The sequence below is a fragment of the Agarivorans gilvus genome (genome assembly GCF_001420915.1).
GTDB lineage: Bacteria > Pseudomonadota > Gammaproteobacteria > Enterobacterales > Celerinatantimonadaceae > Agarivorans > Agarivorans gilvus.
This window is the reverse complement of record NZ_CP013021.1, coordinates 1,189,674-1,211,211: the sequence shown is the minus strand read 5'-3', so window position 1 is coordinate 1,211,211 and position 21,538 is coordinate 1,189,674. Positions and strand designations below refer to the sequence as shown.

Annotated in this window: 19 protein-coding genes and 2 tRNA genes; 15 read left to right on the top strand and 6 right to left on the bottom strand. The window is 46.8% G+C overall.

Going from position 1 to position 21,538, the window contains the following annotated elements; genetic code table 11:
* Positions 1-54: 54 nt before the first annotated feature.
* The 5 genes from prfA to nlpI all read left to right on the top strand — a co-directional run bounded on the left by prfA (position 55) and on the right by nlpI (position 4,643).
* Positions 55-1,146, top strand: coding sequence for a peptide chain release factor 1 (prfA, locus tag AR383_RS05695; protein WP_055732275.1), 1,092 nt, complete (start codon positions 55-57; stop codon positions 1,144-1,146).
* Complete coding sequence (prmC, locus tag AR383_RS05690; protein WP_055732274.1) at positions 1,136-2,002, top strand: peptide chain release factor N(5)-glutamine methyltransferase; 867 nt, start codon at positions 1,136-1,138, stop codon at positions 2,000-2,002. The genes prfA and prmC overlap by 11 nt, the downstream gene beginning before the upstream one ends.
* 25 nt (positions 2,003-2,027) lie before the next feature.
* Positions 2,028-2,792 carry a SirB1 family protein gene (locus AR383_RS05685; RefSeq protein WP_055732273.1) on the top strand — a complete coding sequence of 255 codons (765 nt, stop codon included), beginning with the start codon at positions 2,028-2,030 and terminating at the stop codon, positions 2,790-2,792.
* Between the two features lie 10 nt (positions 2,793-2,802).
* Positions 2,803-3,654 (top strand): 3-deoxy-8-phosphooctulonate synthase, encoded by an 852-nt coding sequence (kdsA, locus tag AR383_RS05680; protein WP_055732272.1) that lies wholly within the window; start codon positions 2,803-2,805, stop codon positions 3,652-3,654.
* A 122-nt stretch (positions 3,655-3,776) separates the two neighbouring features.
* Positions 3,777-4,643, top strand: a complete 867-nt coding sequence (nlpI, locus tag AR383_RS05675; protein ID WP_055732271.1) for a lipoprotein NlpI — start codon at positions 3,777-3,779, stop codon at positions 4,641-4,643.
* Positions 4,644-4,665: 22 nt separating this feature from the next.
* Here nlpI and AR383_RS05670 read toward each other — a convergent pair whose 3' ends face one another.
* Positions 4,666-5,538 (bottom strand): U32 family peptidase, encoded by an 873-nt coding sequence (locus tag AR383_RS05670; protein ID WP_055732270.1) that lies wholly within the window; start codon positions 5,536-5,538, stop codon positions 4,666-4,668.
* 7 nt (positions 5,539-5,545) lie between these two features.
* Positions 5,546-6,544, bottom strand: coding sequence for a ubiquinone anaerobic biosynthesis protein UbiU (gene ubiU, locus AR383_RS05665; RefSeq protein ID WP_055732269.1), 999 nt, complete (start codon positions 6,542-6,544; stop codon positions 5,546-5,548).
* A 141-nt stretch (positions 6,545-6,685) separates the two neighbouring features.
* Here ubiU and ubiT point away from each other — a divergent pair, with 141 nt between their 5' ends.
* The 3 genes from ubiT to AR383_RS05650 all read left to right on the top strand — a co-directional run bounded on the left by ubiT (position 6,686) and on the right by AR383_RS05650 (position 10,378).
* Entirely contained in the window at positions 6,686-7,174 is a 489-nt protein-coding gene (ubiT, locus tag AR383_RS05660) for a ubiquinone anaerobic biosynthesis accessory factor UbiT (protein ID WP_055732268.1), read from the top strand.
* A 124-nt stretch (positions 7,175-7,298) separates the two neighbouring features.
* On the top strand, positions 7,299-8,465 hold the full coding sequence (locus AR383_RS05655; RefSeq protein ID WP_055732267.1) for a sugar ABC transporter substrate-binding protein: 1,167 nt from the start codon (positions 7,299-7,301) through the stop codon (positions 8,463-8,465).
* Positions 8,465-10,378 (top strand): ATP-binding protein, encoded by a 1,914-nt coding sequence (locus tag AR383_RS05650; protein WP_055732266.1) that lies wholly within the window; start codon positions 8,465-8,467, stop codon positions 10,376-10,378. The genes AR383_RS05655 and AR383_RS05650 overlap by 1 nt, the downstream gene beginning before the upstream one ends.
* On the opposite strand, the gene AR383_RS05645 is transcribed toward AR383_RS05650, so the two are convergent.
* Both AR383_RS05645 and AR383_RS05640 read right to left on the bottom strand, forming a co-directional pair.
* Positions 10,375-10,767 carry a hypothetical protein gene (locus AR383_RS05645; protein WP_055732265.1) on the bottom strand — a complete coding sequence of 131 codons (393 nt, stop codon included), beginning with the start codon at positions 10,765-10,767 and terminating at the stop codon, positions 10,375-10,377. The two genes, AR383_RS05650 and AR383_RS05645, sit on opposite strands and share 4 nt — an antisense overlap.
* Before the next feature lie 44 nt (positions 10,768-10,811).
* Entirely contained in the window at positions 10,812-11,486 is a 675-nt protein-coding gene (locus tag AR383_RS05640; protein WP_229711098.1) for a L,D-transpeptidase family protein, read from the bottom strand.
* A 149-nt stretch (positions 11,487-11,635) separates the two neighbouring features.
* Between AR383_RS05640 and AR383_RS05635 the strand changes: the two genes are divergently transcribed.
* The 6 genes from AR383_RS05635 to AR383_RS05610 all read left to right on the top strand — a co-directional run bounded on the left by AR383_RS05635 (position 11,636) and on the right by AR383_RS05610 (position 17,223).
* A complete protein-coding gene (locus AR383_RS05635; protein WP_055732264.1) occupies positions 11,636-12,367 on the top strand; it encodes a substrate-binding periplasmic protein in 732 nt (243 codons plus the stop codon).
* Between the two features lie 150 nt (positions 12,368-12,517).
* Complete coding sequence (locus AR383_RS05630; protein WP_055732263.1) at positions 12,518-13,522, top strand: TAXI family TRAP transporter solute-binding subunit; 1,005 nt, start codon at positions 12,518-12,520, stop codon at positions 13,520-13,522.
* A gap of 56 nt (positions 13,523-13,578) precedes the next feature.
* Positions 13,579-15,651: a TRAP transporter permease gene (locus AR383_RS05625; RefSeq protein ID WP_055732262.1), complete on the top strand. Its 2,073-nt coding sequence runs from the start codon at positions 13,579-13,581 to the stop codon at positions 15,649-15,651.
* 166 nt (positions 15,652-15,817) lie between these two features.
* Positions 15,818-16,810: a Gfo/Idh/MocA family protein gene (locus AR383_RS05620; protein WP_055732261.1), complete on the top strand. Its 993-nt coding sequence runs from the start codon at positions 15,818-15,820 to the stop codon at positions 16,808-16,810.
* A 181-nt stretch (positions 16,811-16,991) separates the two neighbouring features.
* Positions 16,992-17,082 (top strand) — tRNA-Ser (locus AR383_RS05615).
* Positions 17,083-17,132: 50 nt separating this feature from the next.
* A tRNA-Ser gene (locus AR383_RS05610) sits at positions 17,133-17,223 on the top strand.
* Between the two features lie 72 nt (positions 17,224-17,295).
* Here AR383_RS05610 and hutW read toward each other — a convergent pair.
* The gene (hutW, locus tag AR383_RS05605) at positions 17,296-18,642 is read right to left on the bottom strand and encodes a heme anaerobic degradation radical SAM methyltransferase ChuW/HutW (RefSeq protein ID WP_055734960.1); all 1,347 of its coding nucleotides are present in this window, start codon (positions 18,640-18,642) and stop codon (positions 17,296-17,298) included.
* Positions 18,643-18,785: 143 nt separating this feature from the next.
* Here hutW and ushA point away from each other — a divergent pair, with 143 nt between their 5' ends.
* Positions 18,786-20,444 carry a bifunctional UDP-sugar hydrolase/5'-nucleotidase UshA gene (gene ushA / locus AR383_RS05600; protein WP_055732260.1) on the top strand — a complete coding sequence of 553 codons (1,659 nt, stop codon included), beginning with the start codon at positions 18,786-18,788 and terminating at the stop codon, positions 20,442-20,444.
* A 74-nt stretch (positions 20,445-20,518) separates the two neighbouring features.
* On the opposite strand, the gene AR383_RS05595 is transcribed toward ushA, so the two are convergent.
* The gene (locus AR383_RS05595; RefSeq protein ID WP_055732259.1) at positions 20,519-21,529 is read right to left on the bottom strand and encodes a 2-hydroxyacid dehydrogenase; all 1,011 of its coding nucleotides are present in this window, start codon (positions 21,527-21,529) and stop codon (positions 20,519-20,521) included.
* Positions 21,530-21,538 lie beyond the last annotated feature (9 nt).

Genomic DNA, 21,538 nt, shown 5'->3' with positions numbered 1-21,538 from the left:
TGTTTCGTTGCTAAGTGTTAAGCCGACGGAGTATTGCAGTTAAAGAGAGAAAGCATGAAAGCGTCTATTTTATCCAAACTTGAAACCTTGCAAGAGCGTTATCAAGAAGTGCAAGTGTTACTCGGTGAACCAGAAATTATTTCTGATCAAGATAAATTTCGCGGCCTAACCAAAGAATATTCTCAGCTTGAAGAAGTTGTGAACTGTTTTACCGCTTATCAGCAGGCGCAAGAAAATCTCGAGTCGGCTAACGAAATGTTGCAAGACGACGACCCTGAAATGCGCGAAATGGCCGAGCTAGAAGTAGAAGAAGCTCAGGCCAGCATGGAAAAGTTGTCTGAAGAATTACAGCTATTGCTTTTGCCCCGTGACCCTAACGACTCACGTAGCGTATTCTTGGAAATTCGCGCTGGAGCTGGCGGTGATGAAGCGGCAATTTTCGCCGGCAACTTGTTCCGTATGTACAGCAAGTTTTCTGAAAGCCAAGGTTGGCGCATGACGATTATGTCGTGTAACGAAAGTGAGCAAGGTGGCTACAAAGAGCTGATTGCTAAAATTGATGGCGAAGATGTGTACCGCTTAATGAAGTTTGAGTCAGGCGGTCACCGTGTACAACGAGTACCTGAAACAGAATCACAAGGGCGTATTCATACCTCGGCCTGCACCGTGGCGGTGATGCCAGAGATCCCTGAAGCCGAGCAAATTGAGATTAATCCTAACGATTTACGGGTAGATACCTTCCGTGCCTCTGGTGCTGGTGGTCAGCACGTGAACAAAACTGATTCGGCGATCCGAATTACCCACATTCCAACTGGTGTGGTAGTGGAATGTCAAGAAGAGCGTTCGCAACATAAAAACCGTGCCAAGGCAATGTCGGTATTGTCGGCTCGTTTGCAAGCTGCAGAAGATGAAAAACGTCGCGCAGAAGAAACCTCGATGCGTCGCGAGTTAGTGGCCAGTGGTGATCGCAGTGAGCGGATCCGTACTTACAACTACCCACAAGGGCGAGTGAGCGACCACCGTATCAATTTAACCTTATATCGTTTAAACGATATTTTAGAAGGTGATTTGTTAGCACTGCTCGATCCTATCTTACAAGAATATCAGGCCGACCAATTGGCCGCGCTAGCCGAGAGTGAAGGCTAAATTGCCTAGCATTGGTGAAGCACTGCAATGGGCGAGCGAGCGCTTAGCCGGTGGCGAATCACCCAAGCTGGATGCGAGGGTGATGTTGCAATACGTGTTGGCTTGCGACACCGCCTATTTGCTCACTTGGCCTGAGCGCCAGCTAAGCCCGCAGCAATGGCAACAATACCAAACGTGGTTAAACCAACGCGAGCAAGGTGAGCCCGTTGCCTACATTGTAGGTGAGCGCGAGTTTTGGTCATTAAGTCTAAGTGTATCTCCCGCTACCTTGATCCCGCGCCCAGATACCGAAGTATTGGTGGAGCTTTGTCTAAAGAAAGCCAAGAACCATGCCGATACTAAAATAGTGGATTTAGGAACCGGTAGCGGAGCCATCGCCTTAGCTTTAGCCAGTGAGCTTCCCCTGGCGCAAATTAGCGCCAGTGAGCTGCGTGAAGACGCCTTGGCTTTAGCACAACATAACGCGCAAAAGCTCGGTTTGGAGCAAGTTTGTTTTAAGCAAGGCTCATGGTTTGCTCCCTTCATGGGTGAGCGCTTTGATTTTATATTGAGTAACCCGCCTTATATCGATACCGAAGATCCGCATTTGGTACAAGGCGATGTGCGTTTTGAACCAAGCTCTGCTTTAACCGCAGAGCAACATGGTTTAGCGGACATACAAGAGATTATTCAACAAGCCCCAGATTACTTAAAACCCGGTGGCTGGCTAATGTTTGAACATGGTTATGATCAAAAGCAGGCGGTGCAAGCCTGTTTGCTCGCAGCCGGTTATAGCGAAGTATTTACCGAGCAAGATTACGCTGGCTTGGACCGAGTCAGTGGTGGTCGTTATGTCAGCAACGGTGAGCGTGATTAATACAAGACGAAAGGATAGGACTAGAGTGATTTTTCGTATTTTAAGTTTTGAAGAAGAAATCTCTGGGCAATCGACCTTAGCGGTACGTAAAGATTTGCATCGGCTATGGTTGGATTGGCTTAAACTGAATCCTCTAGAGGAAACGCCTGCTGGGCGCTTCGAACAGTTAAAAAATTTATTTTATAAGGACTTAAGTTTTAGTGGTGATTGGCAAGCCTATTATCACAGTCAAAACTTATTGATTGGCGAGGTCTTACACCGTCGTAGTGGCAATGCCACCAGCTTAGCTCTGTTATTACATTATTTTGCTCGTAAGCTTGATATTGAATGCCAGATTCTTCGTTTTCCGGCACAAACTATGTTGGCCTTTCAATTGGCTGAGCAAACAGTTTATTTTGATGCTTTTGCCGGTGAGCCTAAAACTGTGGCAGAGCTTGAAGTGATTCACCGCGGTTTTAAAGGCGATTTGGCGCGCCTGAATGAGCGTGATTTAACGCCGCTGGCCTCGGCTAAAGTGACCGAGCGTTGGTTAGGTGAGTTAAAACGCATGTGCCTACGAGAAGATAATTTTGAGATGGCTTTGAGTGTTTCTCAAGTCTTACTACGCTTAAAGCCGGGCGATCCGCATGAGATGCGTGACCGAGGGTTTATCTATCAACAGTTAGATTGCACTAACGTGGCAATCAACGATTTTGAATATTTTATTGAGCAGTGTCCCGATGACCCCTTATCGAAGATACTGAAGGTGCAAATCCATTCCATGGATTCGCAGCCTGCCATATTACATTGAGAGGAATAGCATGCAGCAAAAAACCGTAAATATCGGCTCGATTAAGGTCGCGAACGACGCGCCATTCACCTTGTTTGCCGGAATGAACGTATTAGAGTCGCGTGATTTGGCGATGCGTATTGCGGAACATTTTGTTGAAGTCACCAATAAGCTGGGTATTCCTTATGTATTTAAGGCGTCCTTCGACAAAGCCAACCGTTCTTCTATCCATTCTTACCGTGGTCCAGGTATGGAACAAGGCTTACGTTTATTGGAAGAAATAAAACAGCAGTTTTCTATTCCGGTGATTACCGACGTGCACGAAGTGGCGCAAGCCGCTCCGGTGGCGGAAGTCGCTGACGTTATCCAGTTGCCGGCTTTCTTGGCTCGTCAAACCGATTTAGTGGAAGCCATGGCCAAAACTGGCGCGGTCATTAACGTTAAAAAACCGCAGTTTTTAAGTCCTTCGCAAATGGGCAACATTGTTGATAAGTTTGCCGAGTGTGGTAATACTCAAGTGATTTTATGTGAGCGTGGCAGTAACTTTGGCTACGATAACTTAGTGGTGGATACCCTAGGTTTTGGCACCATGAAAAAAGTCAGTAATGGCGCGCCGGTGATTTTTGATGTGACTCACTCACTGCAATGTCGCGATCCTTTAGGTGCAGCTTCAGGTGGGCGCCGTGAGCAAGTGGCTGAACTAGCTAAAGCGGGTATGGCAACCAGCTTGGCGGGCTTGTTCCTAGAAGCTCATCCAGACCCAGATAATGCGCGTTGTGACGGCCCTAGCGCTTTGGCCTTAGCCAAACTTGAACCTTTCCTTGCCCAAATTAAAGCCCTGGATGATTTGGTGAAGTCTTTTGAGGTCTTAGATACACAATAATAAATGTGTAAATAATAGAAAGTTTGGGTTTCCCTTGTTGAGCTCTCTTGCTAGGGTAAACAGATAACAGGCTGGATGGGTTGAATTTTCCAGCCTTTAGCTAATTTTAAAGTGGAAGTGATATGTTAAAAAAAGCCTTGCGCACGGGATGCATGTTGGTAACGGTTGCTTACCTTAGCGCTTGTGCTAGCACTTCAAATCAAGCCCCGCAAACGGTGGTATTAGCCCAGCCTCTGCAAGTCAATTACCAATCAGAAGTCGCTTTGGCCCGACTAGGGCAAATGCTCAATTCAGGGGAATATAATCAGCAACAAATGGCTCAGCTTTATTACGAGCGAGGCATTGTGTTTGATCGAGTCGGTTTACGTGCCTTAGCGCGGTTTGATTTTAATCGGGCGATTCAGATGAAACCCGATTTTGTTGAAGCTTATAATTTCTTGGGTATTTACTTCGTATTAGCGGAAGAATTTGACAGTGCTTTTGAGGCCTTTGATTCGGCTCTAGAGCTAGCACCAGATTATAGCTTTGCTTATTTTTACCGTGGTATTGCCCTGAGTTATGCCAATAAGCCCGAGCTGGCGGTAATTGATGTTGATAAGTATGCGGCAGAAGCGCCTAACGATCCTTACCGAGTGATTTGGCGTTATTTGATTCAGACTGAGGCAAATTCAGCGGAAGCGCAAAGTCAATTACAAGCGGCCATCGCTAGCTATCAGAATGAAGATTGGGCTTGGAACATTGCGCGTTTGTATGTCGGAGAGTTGAGTCCTCAAGACTTAATTAATAGCACCATGGATCAGCCAAGTGATAACCAAACTTTGGCCGAGCAGCTATGTGAAGCCTATTTCTACTTGGCTAAATTGGCCCAGCAAAACGGTGAACATCAGCGGGCCAGAAGTTACTTTAAGCTGTCTTTAGCTAATAACGTGTATGATTTTGTCGAGCACCGTTTAGCGCTACTTGAGTTAAAACGCTACGAGGACCAATAAGCGGTCCTCATAGTTTAGTGCTTTAATCTTGCTGGCGAATGCCAGCAATTTGGTGCCAGTAACCATTCACCGTGTCAGGAGTGGGATAGTGCTCAGCACTACTGGCTCTCTTTCGAAATGCCTCTAAGTGTTCAATGCTTTCCTCACCCAAGGGGCTAATCCGCACGATATCCACCAAGCCTTTCATGCTTTGTTGGTCATTAATCAGGTCATAACAGTCACCCGACATGGTTTGAATGCCATTTAAGGTGAACAAGGGCTGACCTTCTTGGCTTTTTACTTCACGCCCGTTGGGATAGTTGATGCAGCAGGTTTCGCAATTATCTTTGCTTTTGCCTTCCGACTGAGCGGTAAAACAGCGCGCCGAATAAGCCAAAGGTAGGTGGCCATAAGCAAATACTTCTATTTCAAAACGCTCTCTAATATTCATTTCATGGCATTCGCCGCTGAGTTTTCTCAGCCAGTCGCGCGATAGCTCTACCGGCATAACCCAGCGCTGCATGCCTTGGTCCAATAAGACCTTAAGCGCATAAGCGTTGTACACATTGACCGCAGGGCCACAAACAAAAGGCAGTTTGGCTTGGTGAGCCTCTTCAATAGCACTCACATCGTTAGCTTCAATAAGAAAGTCACCGTTATCGATGAGCTTTTTTAGATTACGGATTTCTGAGGGGGCTTCTAGTAAGGCCATGGTAGAAATTACCACTTCTTTGCCCGCCTGTGACAACTGCTTGCCAAGCTCTATCCAGTCGTTGGCCTTCATGTTGCGGCGTTTACTACAAACGGTTTCGCCAATATAAATAATGTCGGCACTGCTGGCTTTAGCTAAGTGATAAAACTCTTCGATTTGTTGTGTGGGCCAGTAATATAAAATCGGTCCAAGAGAATACTTCATAATTTACCTATTGCCATGCCTTGTGATACGCACCCAAAGTAGTTTGGCTGCCTTCCGATAGTTTTGCTAAGCGACTCATCCACTCGCTTTTCGCGGCGTAGTGGCTTGGGTCTCGTTGGTAGCTGTCGATGGCTTCGCGCCACACTTGAGTGACTTGAGCAACATAAGCCGGGCTGCGTTGCCGTCCTTCAATTTTTACCGCAGCAATATTAGCGGCAAATAACTCGGGTAATAACTCCAGTGTATTGAGACTGGTTGGCTCTTCTAAGGCATGATAAACCCGCTGGTCTACCTCAAAGCGCCCTTTGCACAAGGTGGGGTAGCCGGCCGTTTCTGCGGGTCCATAGCGGTCGATTAAAATATCGTTAAGGCGTGATTCCAGACCTTGCTCGGTTTCTTGCCAGCGAACAAATGAAGCCGGAGAACAAGCGCCTACAGTATTAGGTGACTCGCCGGTTAGGTAGGAGGAAAGATAGCAGCGCCCTTCGGCCATCACACAAAGGCTACCAAAGGCAAACACTTCTAGCTCAATATCGGGACAACTGCGCGCCAACTGTTTTACTTGATGCATCGATAGCACTCGCGGCAACACCACACGCTTTACATTAAAGTTGCGTTGATAAAAGGCAATCGCCGAGGCATTGGTGGCAGAGGCTTGCACCGACAAATGCACTGTAAGTTGGGGGTGGTGTTGCTTGGCGTATTCCAACAGGGCTATATCGGCCAATATCACCACATCGGCACCAATGTCTACGGCTCTATCTATGGCTTGGTACCAAAGCTGGTGTTGTTCTGGGTGAGCAAAGGTATTGATAGCAATGTGCAGTTGTCGTTGATGTTGCTTTAAATAATCGACCGCCTTATCGAGTTTTTTTCCATCGAAGTTTAAACCTGCAAAATGGCGAGCATTGGTGGCATCTTTAAAGCCGATGTAAATGGCATCAGCGCCATGGTCGACAGCGGCTTTAACGGCAGGTAAAGACCCTGCTGGACAGAGTAACTCCATGTGTCCCTCATTGATGTGTTTTTTGGCTATTTTACTGGGCTTAGTTAAGGGGGATATTGACTCAGCGCAGCTTTGTATTAGCCAAATTTGAGTAAACTTAGTTACTTATCAGCTTTGTTTATCTATTTTAAGAGGTTCTTCGTGCTGACTCGTTTCAAACAGTCCTTGGTAAAGGAAATGCCGCGCTTGTTAAGCATTCCCGCAAAATTTTGTCCTTTCCCAATTCAGGGGATGGCCTTAGAGAAAGCGCTAGCGCTTAGCTTTGCCGAAGCCATTGAAGATGGCGATTTGGATTTTCTTACTCAGCGTTGGCTAAAACTGTCGGTGAGCGATTTAGGCGCAAGTTGGTACATTAGCTATAACGATGAAAAGCTGTCGGTGCATGCCAGTGCTCCGCAAGTGGATGTAAGCTTCAGTGGTAAGTTAAATGACTTTGTTTTAATGATGGGGCGCCAAGAAGATCCCGATACCTTGTTTTTTCAGCGACGTTTACAAATTGAAGGCGATACCGAACTCGGTTTAGAGTTAAAAAACCTCTTAGATAACTTGGACATTGATGAGCTGCCTAAGTTAGTGAGTGAGGCCTTAAAGCGCAGCGCAGCAATGGTCTCTCTCTACCACGCTGCGTAGACGATATTCAGCGATATTCAACAGCTTAACTGTTTGTGAGCTCTCGGTTTGGGCATCCACTAAAGCTTCAGGCTAGTGCTTTTGAACTACACTAAAAGAGTGCGATTATTGAAAGGGCGAGTGGATGCGAATTTTGTTACTGCTGCTTGGCGTGGTGTGGGGAAGTAGCTACGCTGAACAATTGAGTTTCATTTATTATCGGGAACAGGGCCGAGCCGTTTTTGAAGCGATAATGGAGCAGTTTTCTCAGCAGTATCATCATCAAGTTTCTTTTCACCAAATAACTTCAGAAACGCTAAAACCTGCCTTAGTAAAATCGGTTATGCGTGGCACCGCTGCTGATGTGGTGTTTGCCCCTTCTGACATTATTGGCATTGCCGAGCAGGCAAAGTTTTCTGAAGTAGCGATAGATTTAGTTGACCCTAATACTCCAAAAGAATTACTGCATACGGCGCTGAATAAACAGAAGCTCTATGGTATTCCTATATTGCAGGGAAACCATTTAATGTTGTTTTACAACCGGCGTTATGTGTCTGCACCGGCTAAGACTTGGCAAGACTTGTTAGCGCAAAAAGCCGAGTTTGATCGACAAGGTATCGCTACCATCGGTTGGAACTATACCGAGATGTATTGGTTTGCCGGTTTTTATAATACCTTTGGGGGCCGTATGACCGATGGTCAAGATGTCACCTTAAATGAACCAGCGATGCAAGACGCTTTAAATTTTTACAAGAGTCTCAGTACACGAGGTCTAGTCAGTGCGGCTTGTACTTACGACTGCGGTTATCGTGAGTTTATTGAAGGCAAGGTGGCTTATTCCATTAATGGCGAATGGAGCATTGCTGATTTTGAGCGGCGCTTAGGCGACGACTTGGGCATAGCCTTGATCCCAAAAATAGGCCAACGGACTTTTAAACCACTTTCGTCTAGCCTAGTATTAGTTTTCCCGAATAACAGCCTCAGTGGTAGTAAAGCAAAGGCTTTAAACCAGTTAGTTGAATATTTACAGAGTGAAGCGGTGCAACAACGGCTTTATCAAGAAGCCCGCTTTCTTCCGGTAAATGATCCTGTGTTAAAGCAGATCCAATCCCATGCTAGTGCTAATGAGTCAGCCATGTTAGCGCAGTTAGCCGATACGGTGCCAATGTCTGCAGAAAGCGCGCAATCGAGTGCTTGGTTGGGGATGCGCAAGGGCTTTGAGCTATTTAACAAGGGCCTGGTCGATGCAGCTAGGGCCAGTCGATACATGCAAACTTACGCTGAGCGAGACTATAAGCAGAGCCAACAATAATGAGCTTAAAAGCGAATAAGCTTAGAACCGTATTAGCACTGAGTATTTTACTCGGCGCATTGTTACCAAGCATCCTGATCGGTGGCTTTCTACTTAAGCAAATTTCTGAGCAAGATCAGCAAGCAGTCAATCAAACCTTGCGGTTACACGCCAATAATATTGCCCAAGATATACGTTATCAGTTCAGACAAATTTTGTTAGATCTGCAAAGTTTGGCTCAGGTAAACGATATTATTTTTACTCCCACTTCGGCCATGTTTGGCTTTCATGCTAATCAGTTAATGACTGAAGTACTGCAGCAAAACAGTTGGGCCTCGGCCATTTATATTGTGGATACTCAAGGGCAAGTGATTGAAGGTGCCCCTTTAATGGCAGAAATCCTCGATATGAGCCCCCACCAAGAGGCTATCGCACGTTTAAATCAGCGGGTGGAGGCCGGCTTTGAAGATGCGCTAATTGAAGTTTATCAAGATGCTAGTTTTAGCCAGTTGAATGAGCAGCCAAGCGACAGTGTGAGTGATTATGGCTTGTTGTTTATGCAGCCGTTGTTGAAGAAAAACCTCAATGCCTTAGAAAGCAGCCAACAAGTGGGAGCATTGCTGGTATTTGTGCCAATGCAATCACTATGGAACGCCTTTTCGCCGGGCCTTTCTCAACAAGGTGCTTTGGCTTTATTTCACTCAGAGCAACAGCTGTTTAAAGGGGTTAACGGCAAAGAAGCACAGCGACGCTTAACCATTGATGTGGACTTAAATGTAAACTCTATGTCAGGCCCCTTGCTGGTGTCTTTAAGTGCACCAAGCCGCTCACTATGGAGCTTGCTGGTAGAGCGTCAGTTTAACGTGGTGATTATGGTGGTACTGATCATCGGGTTTGTGGTGGTGATTGCTCTGGTTTTAACTCGGCGGATTATTGACCCTATAGAAGGCTTAAGCCGAGTGGTGGAGAACTATTCGCAAGGCCGTTACAACAGTAAGGTCCCTCATTTGGCCTACGAAGAATTTAACCAAGTAGGCGGTCTACTTAAGAGTATGGCTACGCGGGTCACACATGACCAAGAGCAGTTAGAACAACGAGTGGCAGAGCGAACTCAAGAGCTAGAGTATGCCAACCAAACCCTGCAACAAACCTTGGCTAAGTTAAACGATACCCAATTGCAATTGGTTGAAAAAGAGAAAATGGCGGCATTGGGGGGGCTGGTGTCGGGAATGGCTCACGAGCTAAATACGCCCATTGGTGTGGGTATTACCGCCGCGTCGCAACTGAGTAATAACTATCAGCAAATTGAACAAAAAGTGCAGCAGGGTAATTTGGCTCGCGCCGATTTGGAGCAAATGTTAAGCCAGGGCTTGGCTGGGGCGCAATTGCTGGAAAGCAGCCTGCAGCGTTCGGCAGCCTTGGTTAATAGCTTTAAGTCGCTGGCTGGTAGTGACATTGATACTCGCGTGCAGCAAGTTAACTTAAAAACGTGGATAGAACCGCAAATTCAAATGCTGTTGCAGCCTTACAGTGAGCAGCATGTGCAATTGAGTGTCAGCGGGCATAACCCGTCGTTACGTTTTAACCAGCGGGCGTTAGAGTTAGTGCTATTCTGTTTGGTGGAAAATTCGGTTCAACATGGTTTTCATCAACATCTTTATCCGCATATTCACCTGGAGATAGAAGCGCAGCCAGAACAGGTGCTGATCCATTATCAAGATAATGGCAGTGGTGTTGCTGAAGAGCATATCGGTATGATCTTTAACCCTTTTTATACCACTGGGCGAAGTTCTGGCAACGTGGGCCTAGGCTTAAACCAAGTTTACAATTTAGTGAATCAACACCTCTTGGGCAGCGTAGAAAGTTTTCAGGTGGAGCCTCAGGGGCTAGGCTTTACTATTTGCCTTCCTCGCTGCAACGCTAGCTTGAGTTAGCCTTTTTGCGGCCAAATAACCACTTTGCCATTGTCGAATATGCTTCCCGACTTGGCGATATGCAGGGAAATAAAAATATTATCTAACGCGATGTGGCTATGTTGGTGGATGACTTCTGCTAGCACGTTTAACAGTTGTTGCTGGCGTTTTTCATTATGAATATCGGGGATCAGTAGTTCTACCATAATGGGTGGCTGATGCACTTCTTGTTGATGCTGGATTTTCTTATCTACAAAGTAGTGTCCGGCTGGAGTGAAGCTCCAATCGATACTGATATGTTCTAACTGAATATTGGCTTGCTTGGCAAAGGCAAGGGCTAACTGCTCGATTAACTCCACCATATTTACGGTGTTAGGCAGTGCTAACGAACGTATGTGCACAATCGGCATTAAGCGCTTCTCCTATATCCTGACAACCTATCTCTTAGCCTAACTCATTGCTTAAATTGGTCAAATTGTTGTTGAATCTGTTTATAAAGCTGAGCGGTCCACTCTGGCAAGTGAGCCGGAACCGGGAATAATGGTAATAAACGAGGGTCGTGGGGGGCAATAATCACTTGGCTATTACCTGGTCCGATCCGCTCCACTAATACAAATAAGTCTTCAATGTTTTGATCACCTATGGCCAAGCAGCCCACAGACGAGGCTTTTCCATGAATAAAAATGTTGGAGCCTGGTTGCGAGCGTTGATCCTGGCGCGCCATGGCTAAATCAAAACTATTGGGATAGTTGAGCTTCATCGAGAGATGAAAGCGGCTGTTGGGGTTAAGTGCTTCTATTTGATAGATGCCTTCAGGCACCTGATGGTCGCCTTCTCGCAGTTTGGGGCCGGCTTCCCCGCTGGCATGGCGGATCCAATAAGTATGAATATATTTATAGCCTTCGCCGCTGTCGGCCCATAGTTCAAGTCGACGAGAGCGCTTGCTAGCCAGTAGGGTAATTTGCTGGGGGGGGTAATCGACTTTAGCGGCAACAAACAGTGGCAATAGCCGCTTTAAACTGTCGTTGTGATAGGTTTTAATTACCTGTTTAACAGAGCGCTTGTCTTGGCCAATGAGTTTCGTTTCCGGCCAGTTGCTGGCCCCCACAGAGACACTGAAGACGCTCACTAAAACGATGTAAAAAAGTGGCTGAAAACGCAAAGCGGACTACCCTAATATGAATAACAAAAGCAGTGTACTTGTACTGAAGCCGAACTACTAGCTGCCTTGACTGTTTAAAGCGTGAGCTTAGTCTAAGCGGCAGCCGAAACTGGAGAATGGTGAATTTGCTAAAGCCCTTGGTGTCGTTGATCTGCTTCATTATTATGCTCAATCTCTCGGTGAGGGCAGAGAGTCTGAAGGCTTTAAATTATTACACCGAAGAGTTTTTCCCTTATAACTATTCCCATCAAGGCGAGTTGAGTGGATTTTCCTTTGAGCTGCTGGAGTTGATTTATGATCACTTAGGCCAGCCAGTGCCCGAGGTTAAAATCCTTCCTTGGCCCCGCGCCTACGTGATGGCTCAGTATCAGCCAAATTCAGTATTATTTAGCACCATTAAAACCACCAATCGACTGTCTATGTTTCGCTGGGTTTGCCCCATCAATGTTAGTCGTGCGCAGTTGTTTGGTTTACTCGACAGTCAGTTAAATATCACCCAGCTGAGTGACCTTAATAATATCAAAATTGCCGTATTACGCGGTCAAGCCATTGATGGTTTTTTATCTAAGAAGGGTTTTGAGGATAGCTTGGTGAGGGTTAAGTCGCTGGAGCAGGCGAGCCGTTTGTTAGCCTTGCGCCGAGTGCAAGCTTTGGCCATGGTATCGCAGCATAACAGCGTGGATATGCAAAGTTTTAAGTTGCTGTATAGCTTGTTTGAAAGCGAGTATTGTTTTGCCTTTAATTTGGCAGTTGAGGCCGCTCAGGTAGCTATATTTAGTCAAGCTTTAGCAGCCGTTCAAGCTTCTCCTGAATATCAAAAACTCTATCTTAAGTATTTCAGTCAGTAGTTTTCTCATCCAACTTTAGTCGCAGGTGTGTTGTTAATAACTTGTTAATGCTGAGTTATCTGACTAGGATCAGTCGATAGACCATTTTGCCGGAACGCTAACTCTATTAGTGTCTGGCTGTTCTGACTGTTTACTAAGGAGAGTAAAACTATGCGTCATTGGCTGAGAAAGGTCGCGTTAATTGTAGGTGTATTGTCTTTTTCTACTCAAGCTGAAAATCCTAGCAATTATTTATTAGCCACCGCCAGTACCGGCGGTACTTATTATCCCGTAGGGGTGGCCTTGGCCACCTTAACCAAGGTGAAGATCCAACCCCAGCACCAAGTGAGCGTATCGGCGATTAACTCAGCTGGTTCTGCCGAAAATATTAAACTGCTTCGAGACAAAGAAGCCCAATTTGCGATTTTGCAGGGCTTGTATGGCTCTTATGCTGCTAATGGTACCGGGCCGCTAGAGAAAGAAGGCAAACAGACCCATTTACGCTCAATCACTATGTTATGGCAAAACGTCGAACAGTTTGTGGTGAAGAAAGAACACGCGAAAAAAGGCGATTTGAGTGACTTATTGGCGTTGACTGGGGAAAAGGTCGCCTTTGGTAAGAAAAACTCTGGCACCATTGGTTCTAACCGTTTTCTTTTAGGTAACCTCGGCTTAGATATCGATAAGCAGATGTCATTATTTTCGGCCGGTTATGGTCCTTCGGCCGAAGCCTTGCAAAACGGCCAGGTAGAGGCGATTAACACTCCCGCTGGGGCGCCCACAGGAGCAGTAACCAAATTATTTGCCGCTGCCGCCGATGATATTAGCCCTCTTGATGTAACTGACCAGCAAATTGAGCAGGTAAATGGCGGCTTAGATTTGTGGACTCGTTATGTCATTCCCGCCGGAACTTATCCTAACTTAGACCAAGATTGGAACACTATTGCCCAACCGAACTTCTTAGCGGTGCATGCCGATGTTGATGAAGAATTTGTATATTTACTGACTAAAACTATTTATGAAAACTTAGGCTTTTTACAAGCTATTCATAAAGCAACCTCAGCAATGGCCTTAAATAAGGCTCTGGCAGGTTTACCTGCGCCGCTACATCCCGGCGCTGTGCGTTATTACCGCGAAGCTGGTCTTGACATCCCCGAGCGATTAATCGCGAAATAAGTCTTATCCTAGGCCCGTTGGGCCTAGGTTCTCATTAGCTCTGTTTGGGTTTTACTATGCAATGGAATGCCGTACCTGACAGTATTCGTCAGGAGATTGAAGAGACTCGCGCCGTGCCCTTAATCTATGGATTAGGTGTGTTAATTAGCCTGATTCATGTTTATTTCAATATCTTTGCCGACATTGCGGTGTTGCAACAAAACATCATACACTTTGCTGGCTTTGTTTTATTGTGTGGTCTAATTAAGCCGTTATTTAGCCAAGGGATATTTGGCTTGGTGGATAAGGCTTGGGTGATTGCGATTGCCAGCTCGGCGCTGTATTTATTGTTTGCTGAAGATATGATTTATGCCCGCGGGTTACGTTTAGTTACCCTTGACTGGATATGCGGCAGCATTGTGGTGTTGGGTGCCATTGACATGACTCGGCGCACCACCGGTTGGGTGATTCCGATCTTGATTGTGGTGGCCATTTCTTATCTTGCTTGGTGGGGTAACCTGATACCCGGGGTATTTCAATTTAAAGGACTCAGTGCTGAAACCCTGCTATTTCGCAGCTTGTTTGGTGATGACGCCATTTTTGGCAATATCGCACGTATCTCCGCCAGTTTTGTCTTCATGTTTATTCTGTTTGGGGCCTTTTTATTGCGCTCGGGCGCTGGTGACTTTGTGATTCATTTATCCAAAGGCATTGCCAGTAAAATGGTAGGGGGGCCAGGCATTGTGGCGATTATTGCCTCGGGCCTTACCGGAACGATTTCGGGGAGCGCGGTGGCCAACACGGCATCAACGGGGGTGGTCACCATTCCCTTAATGAAAAACGCCGGTTTTAGCCCACGTTTTAGCGCCGCGGTAGAGGCCTCTGCTTCTACTGGTGGACAAATTGTTCCGCCGATTATGGGGGCGGGTGCGTTTGTTATGGCCAGTTATACCCAAATTCCTTATAGCACCATTGTGATGGTGAGCATTCTGCCCGCCATTTTATATTTTGCTTCCTTGGTATTTTACGTTCGCACCGAGTCTTATAAGTTAGGACTGACTCGCACCATGGAGAAGGGGCCTGCGCTGCTACCGATGATGTTGCGTGAGGGTTTGAGTTTTATTATTCCGGTTTCATTATTGATTGTATTGCTGGTGGTGGGCTACACACCTACCTATGCGGCGGTTATTGCGATACTGGCGGTGATTGTTAGCTCTTGGTTTACGCCTAATAAAATGGGGTTTTCCGCCATTGGCGACGCCTTTGCCTTAGGCGCAAAAAATATGGTGGTCACAGCTATTTTGCTGTGTTCGGTGGGCTTAATTGTTAACGTTATCGCCACCGCCGGTATTGGTAATACCTTCTCATTAATGATTACCGAGTGGTCGGGTGGTAACTTATTGTTTGCGTTATTACTGGTGGCGATGGCGTCATTGGTATTGGGCATGGGGTTGCCGGTTACCGCTTCATACATCGTATTGGCCACTTTATCGGCTCCAGCCTTATTGCAATTATTAGCCAATGCCGAGTTTGTTCAAGTGTTATCTGCTGGAGGCTTAAGTGACGAGGTAAATGCGGTGTTAATGCTACTTGGGGTTTCACCTGAGCAAGGGGCGATGGGTCTTGCGCAGGCACAAAGTTTACTGAGTAATGCGCCCGACGAAATGTTGGGCCTGTTGAGGCCGATGTTGCTGGATGAGTCCCAAATTGCGGTGTTATTGTTAGCGTCGCATTTGATTATTTTTTGGCTATCCCAAGACAGCAATGTGACGCCGCCGGTGTGTTTATGCACCTTCACTGCCGCTGCTATTGCCAAGTCACCGCCTATGGCGACAGGGTTTACCTCTTGGAAGGTGGCTAAAGGCTTATATATTATTCCTTTACTATTTGCTTACACGCCTTTAGTTAAAGGTGATTGGAGCCAAGCTTTGTTGGTGTTCATTTTTGCCGTGCCGGGTTTATATGCCTTCACTTTGTTGATGCAGGGCTGGCAGAAACGTCGATTAGCTTTATGGGAGCGCGCGGCTATGGGGGCGTTGGCGATGGCCTTGTTATATCCTTTGGCTTTGCCATGGCAGCTGGCAGCTCTAGTGATGCTGCTTGGATTTATCTTTTATTGGCAGCGAACGGCGAAGTTATGTGTGGCTTAATTTATGTTTTTTTAGTTTGGAGTGATGAAAGCTGCCACCCTAAAAGTCGCTTTATAGATACCGCTCACAGTTTGATTTTTGCTATTTAATTCAAGCCTTTTGAATGCTAGCAAGCTGAGCTAAAGGCGGTACTATAAATGTACTTATATCTCTTAGAGAAAGCACTATGACAAACGCTAAGTTTAATTGGGGGCTAATTGCTCCTGGACGTATTGCGCGAAATTTTGCTGAAGCGCTAGCAGTGATCCCCGATGCCCACTTGTATGCCGTGGCCAGTTCTAATTTGGCACGGGCGCAAGCCTTTGCTGAGGAGTTTTCCGGTGAACATGCCTTGGATGATTACCAGCTCTTGGTGAACGATCCGGCCGTAGATGCTGTGTATATTGCTAATCCTCACCGTTTTCATTATGACTGCATCAAAATGTGTTTAGCCGCTGGTAAGCCGGTGCTGTGTGAAAAACCGCTCACAGTTAATGCTGCTCAAACCCAAGAGTTAATTGCACTGGCCGAACAAAATAAGGTGTTCTTGATGGAAGCCTTGTGGAGTCGCTTTCAGCCTGCATGGCGCCAAGTTCGCGAATGGCTCGAGCAACAAAAGATTGGTGAGATTAAGCTGTTAAGCTCAACCTTTGGCGTTAATGTTCCGCGTAATAATGACGACCGTTTATTGAATCCCGAGTTGGCCGGTGGGGTATTGCTCGACATGGGGGTATACAACGTATCGATGTCGCAATATGTGATGCAGCAGCGTCCAGTTAAAATCCTTGCTGAAGGGGTGGTTGGCGAAACCGGAGTAGACGAGCGTTGCTCGGTTACCATGAGTTATGGCGAGGCGGCCAGCCAGTTTACCTGTAACTTCATGAGTAACACCGAAAATAGCTTTACCATTTATGGCAGCAAAGGCTTTATTCGTATACCGGGAATGTTTTGGGTGGCTAGCCAAACGTGTTTACAGCTTGAAGGTCAGCCTGCCGAGGTTTTTGAATCTCCTTTCCGAGCCAGCGGTTTTGAGTATCAAATTGAAGAGGTGATGCAGTGCGTGCGGGCGGGCAAATTGCAGAGCGACATTATAAGTTGGCAAGAGAGCTTAACTACCATGCAAATCATGGATGAGATCCGCTCTCAGGTTGGTGTACGTTATGCCTTCTTAGGTGAATAAGTCGCTAATTAATGGCGCTTTATGGGAGGGGCTTGCCGATTGTTTGCGCAAAACCGTCTGGGCAAGGCCCAAATATTTAAGTGTAAGCAAAAAACTTGCGTTTAATTGGCTGAATTGCGAGCGGTTAAACGCAATCACTCTTTACATTCGAAAATCTAAAACGTAATATTCACACCGCTGCGGAGGGGTGGCAGAGTGGTCGAATGCACCGGTCTTGAAAACCGGCAGGCGTTAATAGCGCCTCGAGAGTTCAAATCTCTCCTCCTCCGCCATTAATTAGCCATGCAACGCATGGTTTTTTTAATCGCAGCAGCACCCCTGCGGAGGGGTGGCAGAGTGGTCGAATGCACCGGTCTTGAAAACCGGCAGGCGTTAATAGCGCCTCGAGAGTTCAAATCTCTCCTCCTCCGCCATTTTTGAAAGCCACGCTAAGCGTGGCTTTTTTCGTTTATGACTTTGCTTTTAGCCCAGCCTATATTGAAGCCTTAATGGCCGAGATAGAGCTGTAAGTAACGGTTCAGGGCATTGGCCATATTGACCGACCAAAATTGTCCCGCTAGGCTCAGTTTCACCTTATCTTGATAAAGCTTCACCAAGCCATTATTTTGCCATGCCTTAAACAGCGGTTGGCAATGTTCAAACAATTGTTGGCCTAGTGCGGCTGGCTCAATCACTCCCTTATCACAGCTACTGGTAATAGCGGCACTTAGTTCGGCATTTTCTGTTGGCAGGCTCAAATGCTGGAAACGCCAAGGGTTGTCACTTTCGCTTTGCCACTGGCCAATATCACGGTGTTGCATCAAACCATAACCATTTATGTTGCCACCCGCGCCGGCTCCTACGGGCAAAATTTCTGCGCCTTGCTTGGCTAGGCTGTTGTAGCGGCTTTGTTCTTTTGGCCCGTTCGTCCAGTGGCAATAACTTAGTTGGCGTAGTCCTTGTTGTTGAAAAAACTGGTGGCCTTGTTGGTACATCAGGGCTTTTTCACTGGTAGATAAAGGCTGGGCGAGGCGGCCAGCGTCGATGTTACGTTGTAGAGCACTACCGCCAAAAGTCAGTAATTGATATAAGTCGACGCCGTCTACACCGCTGCTAATCACATCTTGCAGATCTTGCTGCCAATTTTCGGGTGTTTGGTGGGGTAAACCGTAGATCAAATCGATGGCGATGGTGGCCTTATTTGTGGCGGTTAATTGCTGCAGGCGCTCTAGTATATAGTCTCGCTCATCGAGCCGTTTAGCGGCGCGGCGTACTTTGCTATTGAAGCTTTGCACCCCAAAGGAGAAACGGCTAAATCCACCGGCTAAAGCGGCCTCAAACTTTTCATCGCTAAAACGGTTTAAACGACCCTCAAGAGTGATTTCGCAATTGGCGGTGAGCGGGAAATAGTGATTAATTAGTTGCCCTAACTTAAATAGTTGTTGGGGATTTAAATCCGTGGGGGTGCCGCCACCTACATAGATCGCATCAAAGGCCTTTGCCTGAGTCCATGGGTAGGCCGCTTTGGCCAGTAACTCTTTTTCCAAACATTGAAAATACTCATCCATCATTTGCGGTTTGCTAGCGTACTGAAAAAAGTTACAAAAGCTGCAGCGGACTCGACAGAAGGGAATATGAATATAAATGGCTCTGGGTTTGTGGCTGGCTTGGCTTATTTGCAGCTGTTGGTTTAGCGTACTTAGCGCAGCTTGACCACTTAGGCTAGTTCGCTCGCCGCGGTGGGTATGGGCTCCGGTTTTTTTGGCAAAGGCAAATTGCAAGGGCGAAGGACTGGCCTCGCCAGTTATGCTGGTAGGTAATAGCTGTGGTCGCGAGGAATTCATCATAGACATAGTTAACTCGAATGATAATTTAATATAAATGTAAATCATTATCATTTACGTGTTTTTGATCTTGTCCAAGTTTAGCTGAGTTCTATAAACGGCCAATTTGGCGACTATGCTTAGAGGCTGGCGTGTTAATTTAAGGAAGAAAAATGCGAGTTTTTAGTGTGAATAGCTTGGTTTCACTACTGCTTATAAGCAGCGTGGTGGCTTGCAGCCAAAGCTCTCCGCCAAATATGCAGGCCGAGCGAAGCTATCAGATCACGGTCTTGCATAGCAACGATCACCATGGCCGCTTTTGGCAAAATGACTATGGGGAATATGGTTTAGCTGCGCGTAAAACTCTCATCGACAGCATTCGCGCCGAAGTAAGCGCAGCGGGGGGCAGTGTATTACTGCTTTCTGGTGGTGATATTAATACCGGTGTTCCAGAATCCGATTTATTGGATGCCGAACCCGATTTTAAGGGGATGGCCTTACTGGGCTACGATGCCATGGCGATTGGTAACCATGAGTTTGATAACAGCCTAGAGGTATTGGCTAAGCAGCAAGCTTGGGTGGATTTCCCTTTCCTCTCTGCCAATATTTACCGTAAGTCGACCGGTAAGCGCATGTTTCAGCCTTATCAGCTATTTGACTTACAAGGGCTTAGCGTTGCAGTAATAGGCTTTACCACTGAAGATACCTATAAGTTGGTTCACCCCGATACAGTAGCCGACATTGAATTTCGTGACGTTAGCCAAGAGGCCAAACAAGTATTGGCCGAGCTAAAACAGCAAGTCTCACCCGATTTGATCTTTGCTGTGACGCACATGGGGCACTACGCCGATGGTAAGCACGGCGTTAATGCGCCCGGTGATGTAAGCCTAGCGCGCGCCTTAAACTACGGTGACTTAGATTTGATTGTGGGCGGGCACTCGCAAGAGCCGGTGTGCATGGGCGAAGTTAATCAGTATCAACAAGGCTTTAAGCCGGGAGATGAGTGTAAACCCGATCAACAAAATGGCACTTGGATAGTTCAGGCCTACGAATGGGGAAAATATTTGGGGCGTGCCGATTATCGCTATCAAAATGGTGAATTGACCCTTGTTCGCTATCAGTTGATCCCGGTGAACTTAACGAAAAAAGTTAAGCTAAATGGCGAGTCACAACGGGTCTTGGTGCAAGCTGAAATAGCTCAGGATCCCGACGTCTTAGCTTTTTTAGCACCCTATCAACAGCGCGGTCAGGAGCAGTTAGCGGTGAAAATAGCACAACTCCAAGGTCGCTTAGTGGGCGACAGAGAGGCGGTGCGTTTTCGCCAAACTAGTTTAGGTCGTTTAATTGCTACCGCTCACCGCGAACGGGTTAACGCCGATTTTGCGGTGATGAATTCCGGTGGAATTCGAGCCTCAATCGAGGAAGGGGATATTAGCTATAAGGATGTACTCACGGTGCAGCCCTTCTCCAATACTCTTACCTATGTGGATATGAATGGGGCGGAGTTGCTTGACTACCTAAATGTGGTTGCTCGCATGCCGGTTGATACTGGCGCTTATGCACAATTCTCAGGTATCAGCTTTAGGCTTAGCAAAGGAAAAGTGACAGAGGTAATAATAGCCGGCCAAGCGCTAGATGAAGCTCGGGTCTACCGTTTCACTGTTCCTAGTTTTAATGCCGCTGGTGGGGATGGTTACCCGAAGCTTACCGAACACAGTGGTTTTGTTGATACTGGCTTTGTTGATGCTGAGGTCTTGAAAGACTATTTACAGCAGCATAGCCCATTAAATGCCGCAGACTACCAAGACTTGGGAGAGATTTCTTATCATTAGCTAGCTGGTCGGTCTCATTTAAAAGGTTAAAGGCCTCATCTGAGGCCTTTATTATTGTTACCAGCGGCTAGCGCTTAGCTGTTATCTACCACTTGGTGGGTCACTTCGTTGCCGTTGCGTTTGCCCTCACTAAAAGCTTGAGCGTTGCTGAGGGTGGTGTCGGCAATACTGCGCAGGGCTTCTTCCGTTAAAAAGGCTTGATGGCCGGTAAAGATAACGTTGTGGCAGGCAGATAAGCGACGGAATACGTCATCTTGAATCACTTCAGAAGATAAGTCCTCAAAAAATAGCTCTTTTTCATGCTCATATACATCCAGAGCTAGGCCGCCAAGGGTGCCATCTTTAAGGGCTTCAATACAGGCGCTAGAATCGACCAATTTGCCACGGCTGGTATTAATCAGTAGCGTTCCTTTGTTCATTTGGGCAAAGGCCGACTTGCCAATCAAATAGGTGTTTTCAGCGGTGAGTGGGCAGTGTAGGGTGATGATTTTTGATTGCGCCAGTAGTTCCGGCAGGCTCACATATTCTACCCCTAGGTCGATGGCCGCTTGATTTGGGTAAGGGTCGTAGGCGATGACTTTACAGCCAAAACCTTTAAGAATACGCGCGGTGGCCAAGCCGATTTTACCGGTACCCACCACCCCAGCGGTTTTACCAAAAATGTTGATTCCGGTTAGGCCTTCTAAAGAGAAGTTAGCGTCGCGGGTGCGTTGGTAGGCTTTATGAATGCGACGGTTTAGCGTCATCATAAGGGCAATGGCGTGTTCGGCAACAGACTCTGGCGAATAAGCCGGCACTCGTGATACGGTAATGCCTAGGCGTTCGGCGGCGCTAAGGTCAACGTTATTAAAGCCGGCACAGCGTAGCAATACTAGCTTGATGTCTTGTTGGTGTAGCGCTTCTAGTGTTTCGGCGGAGAGGTCGTCGTTAACAAAGGCGCAAACCGCATCGGCGCCGTGAGCAAGGCGAACCGTCTTTGCCGATAGGGCGGTATCAAAGTATTCTATATCAAAGGTGGAAGCAGTATTTTGAGCATCAAAGTGCTCACGGTCATAGCGCTTGGCGCTGAAAAAACTGATCTTCATAATTTGCTC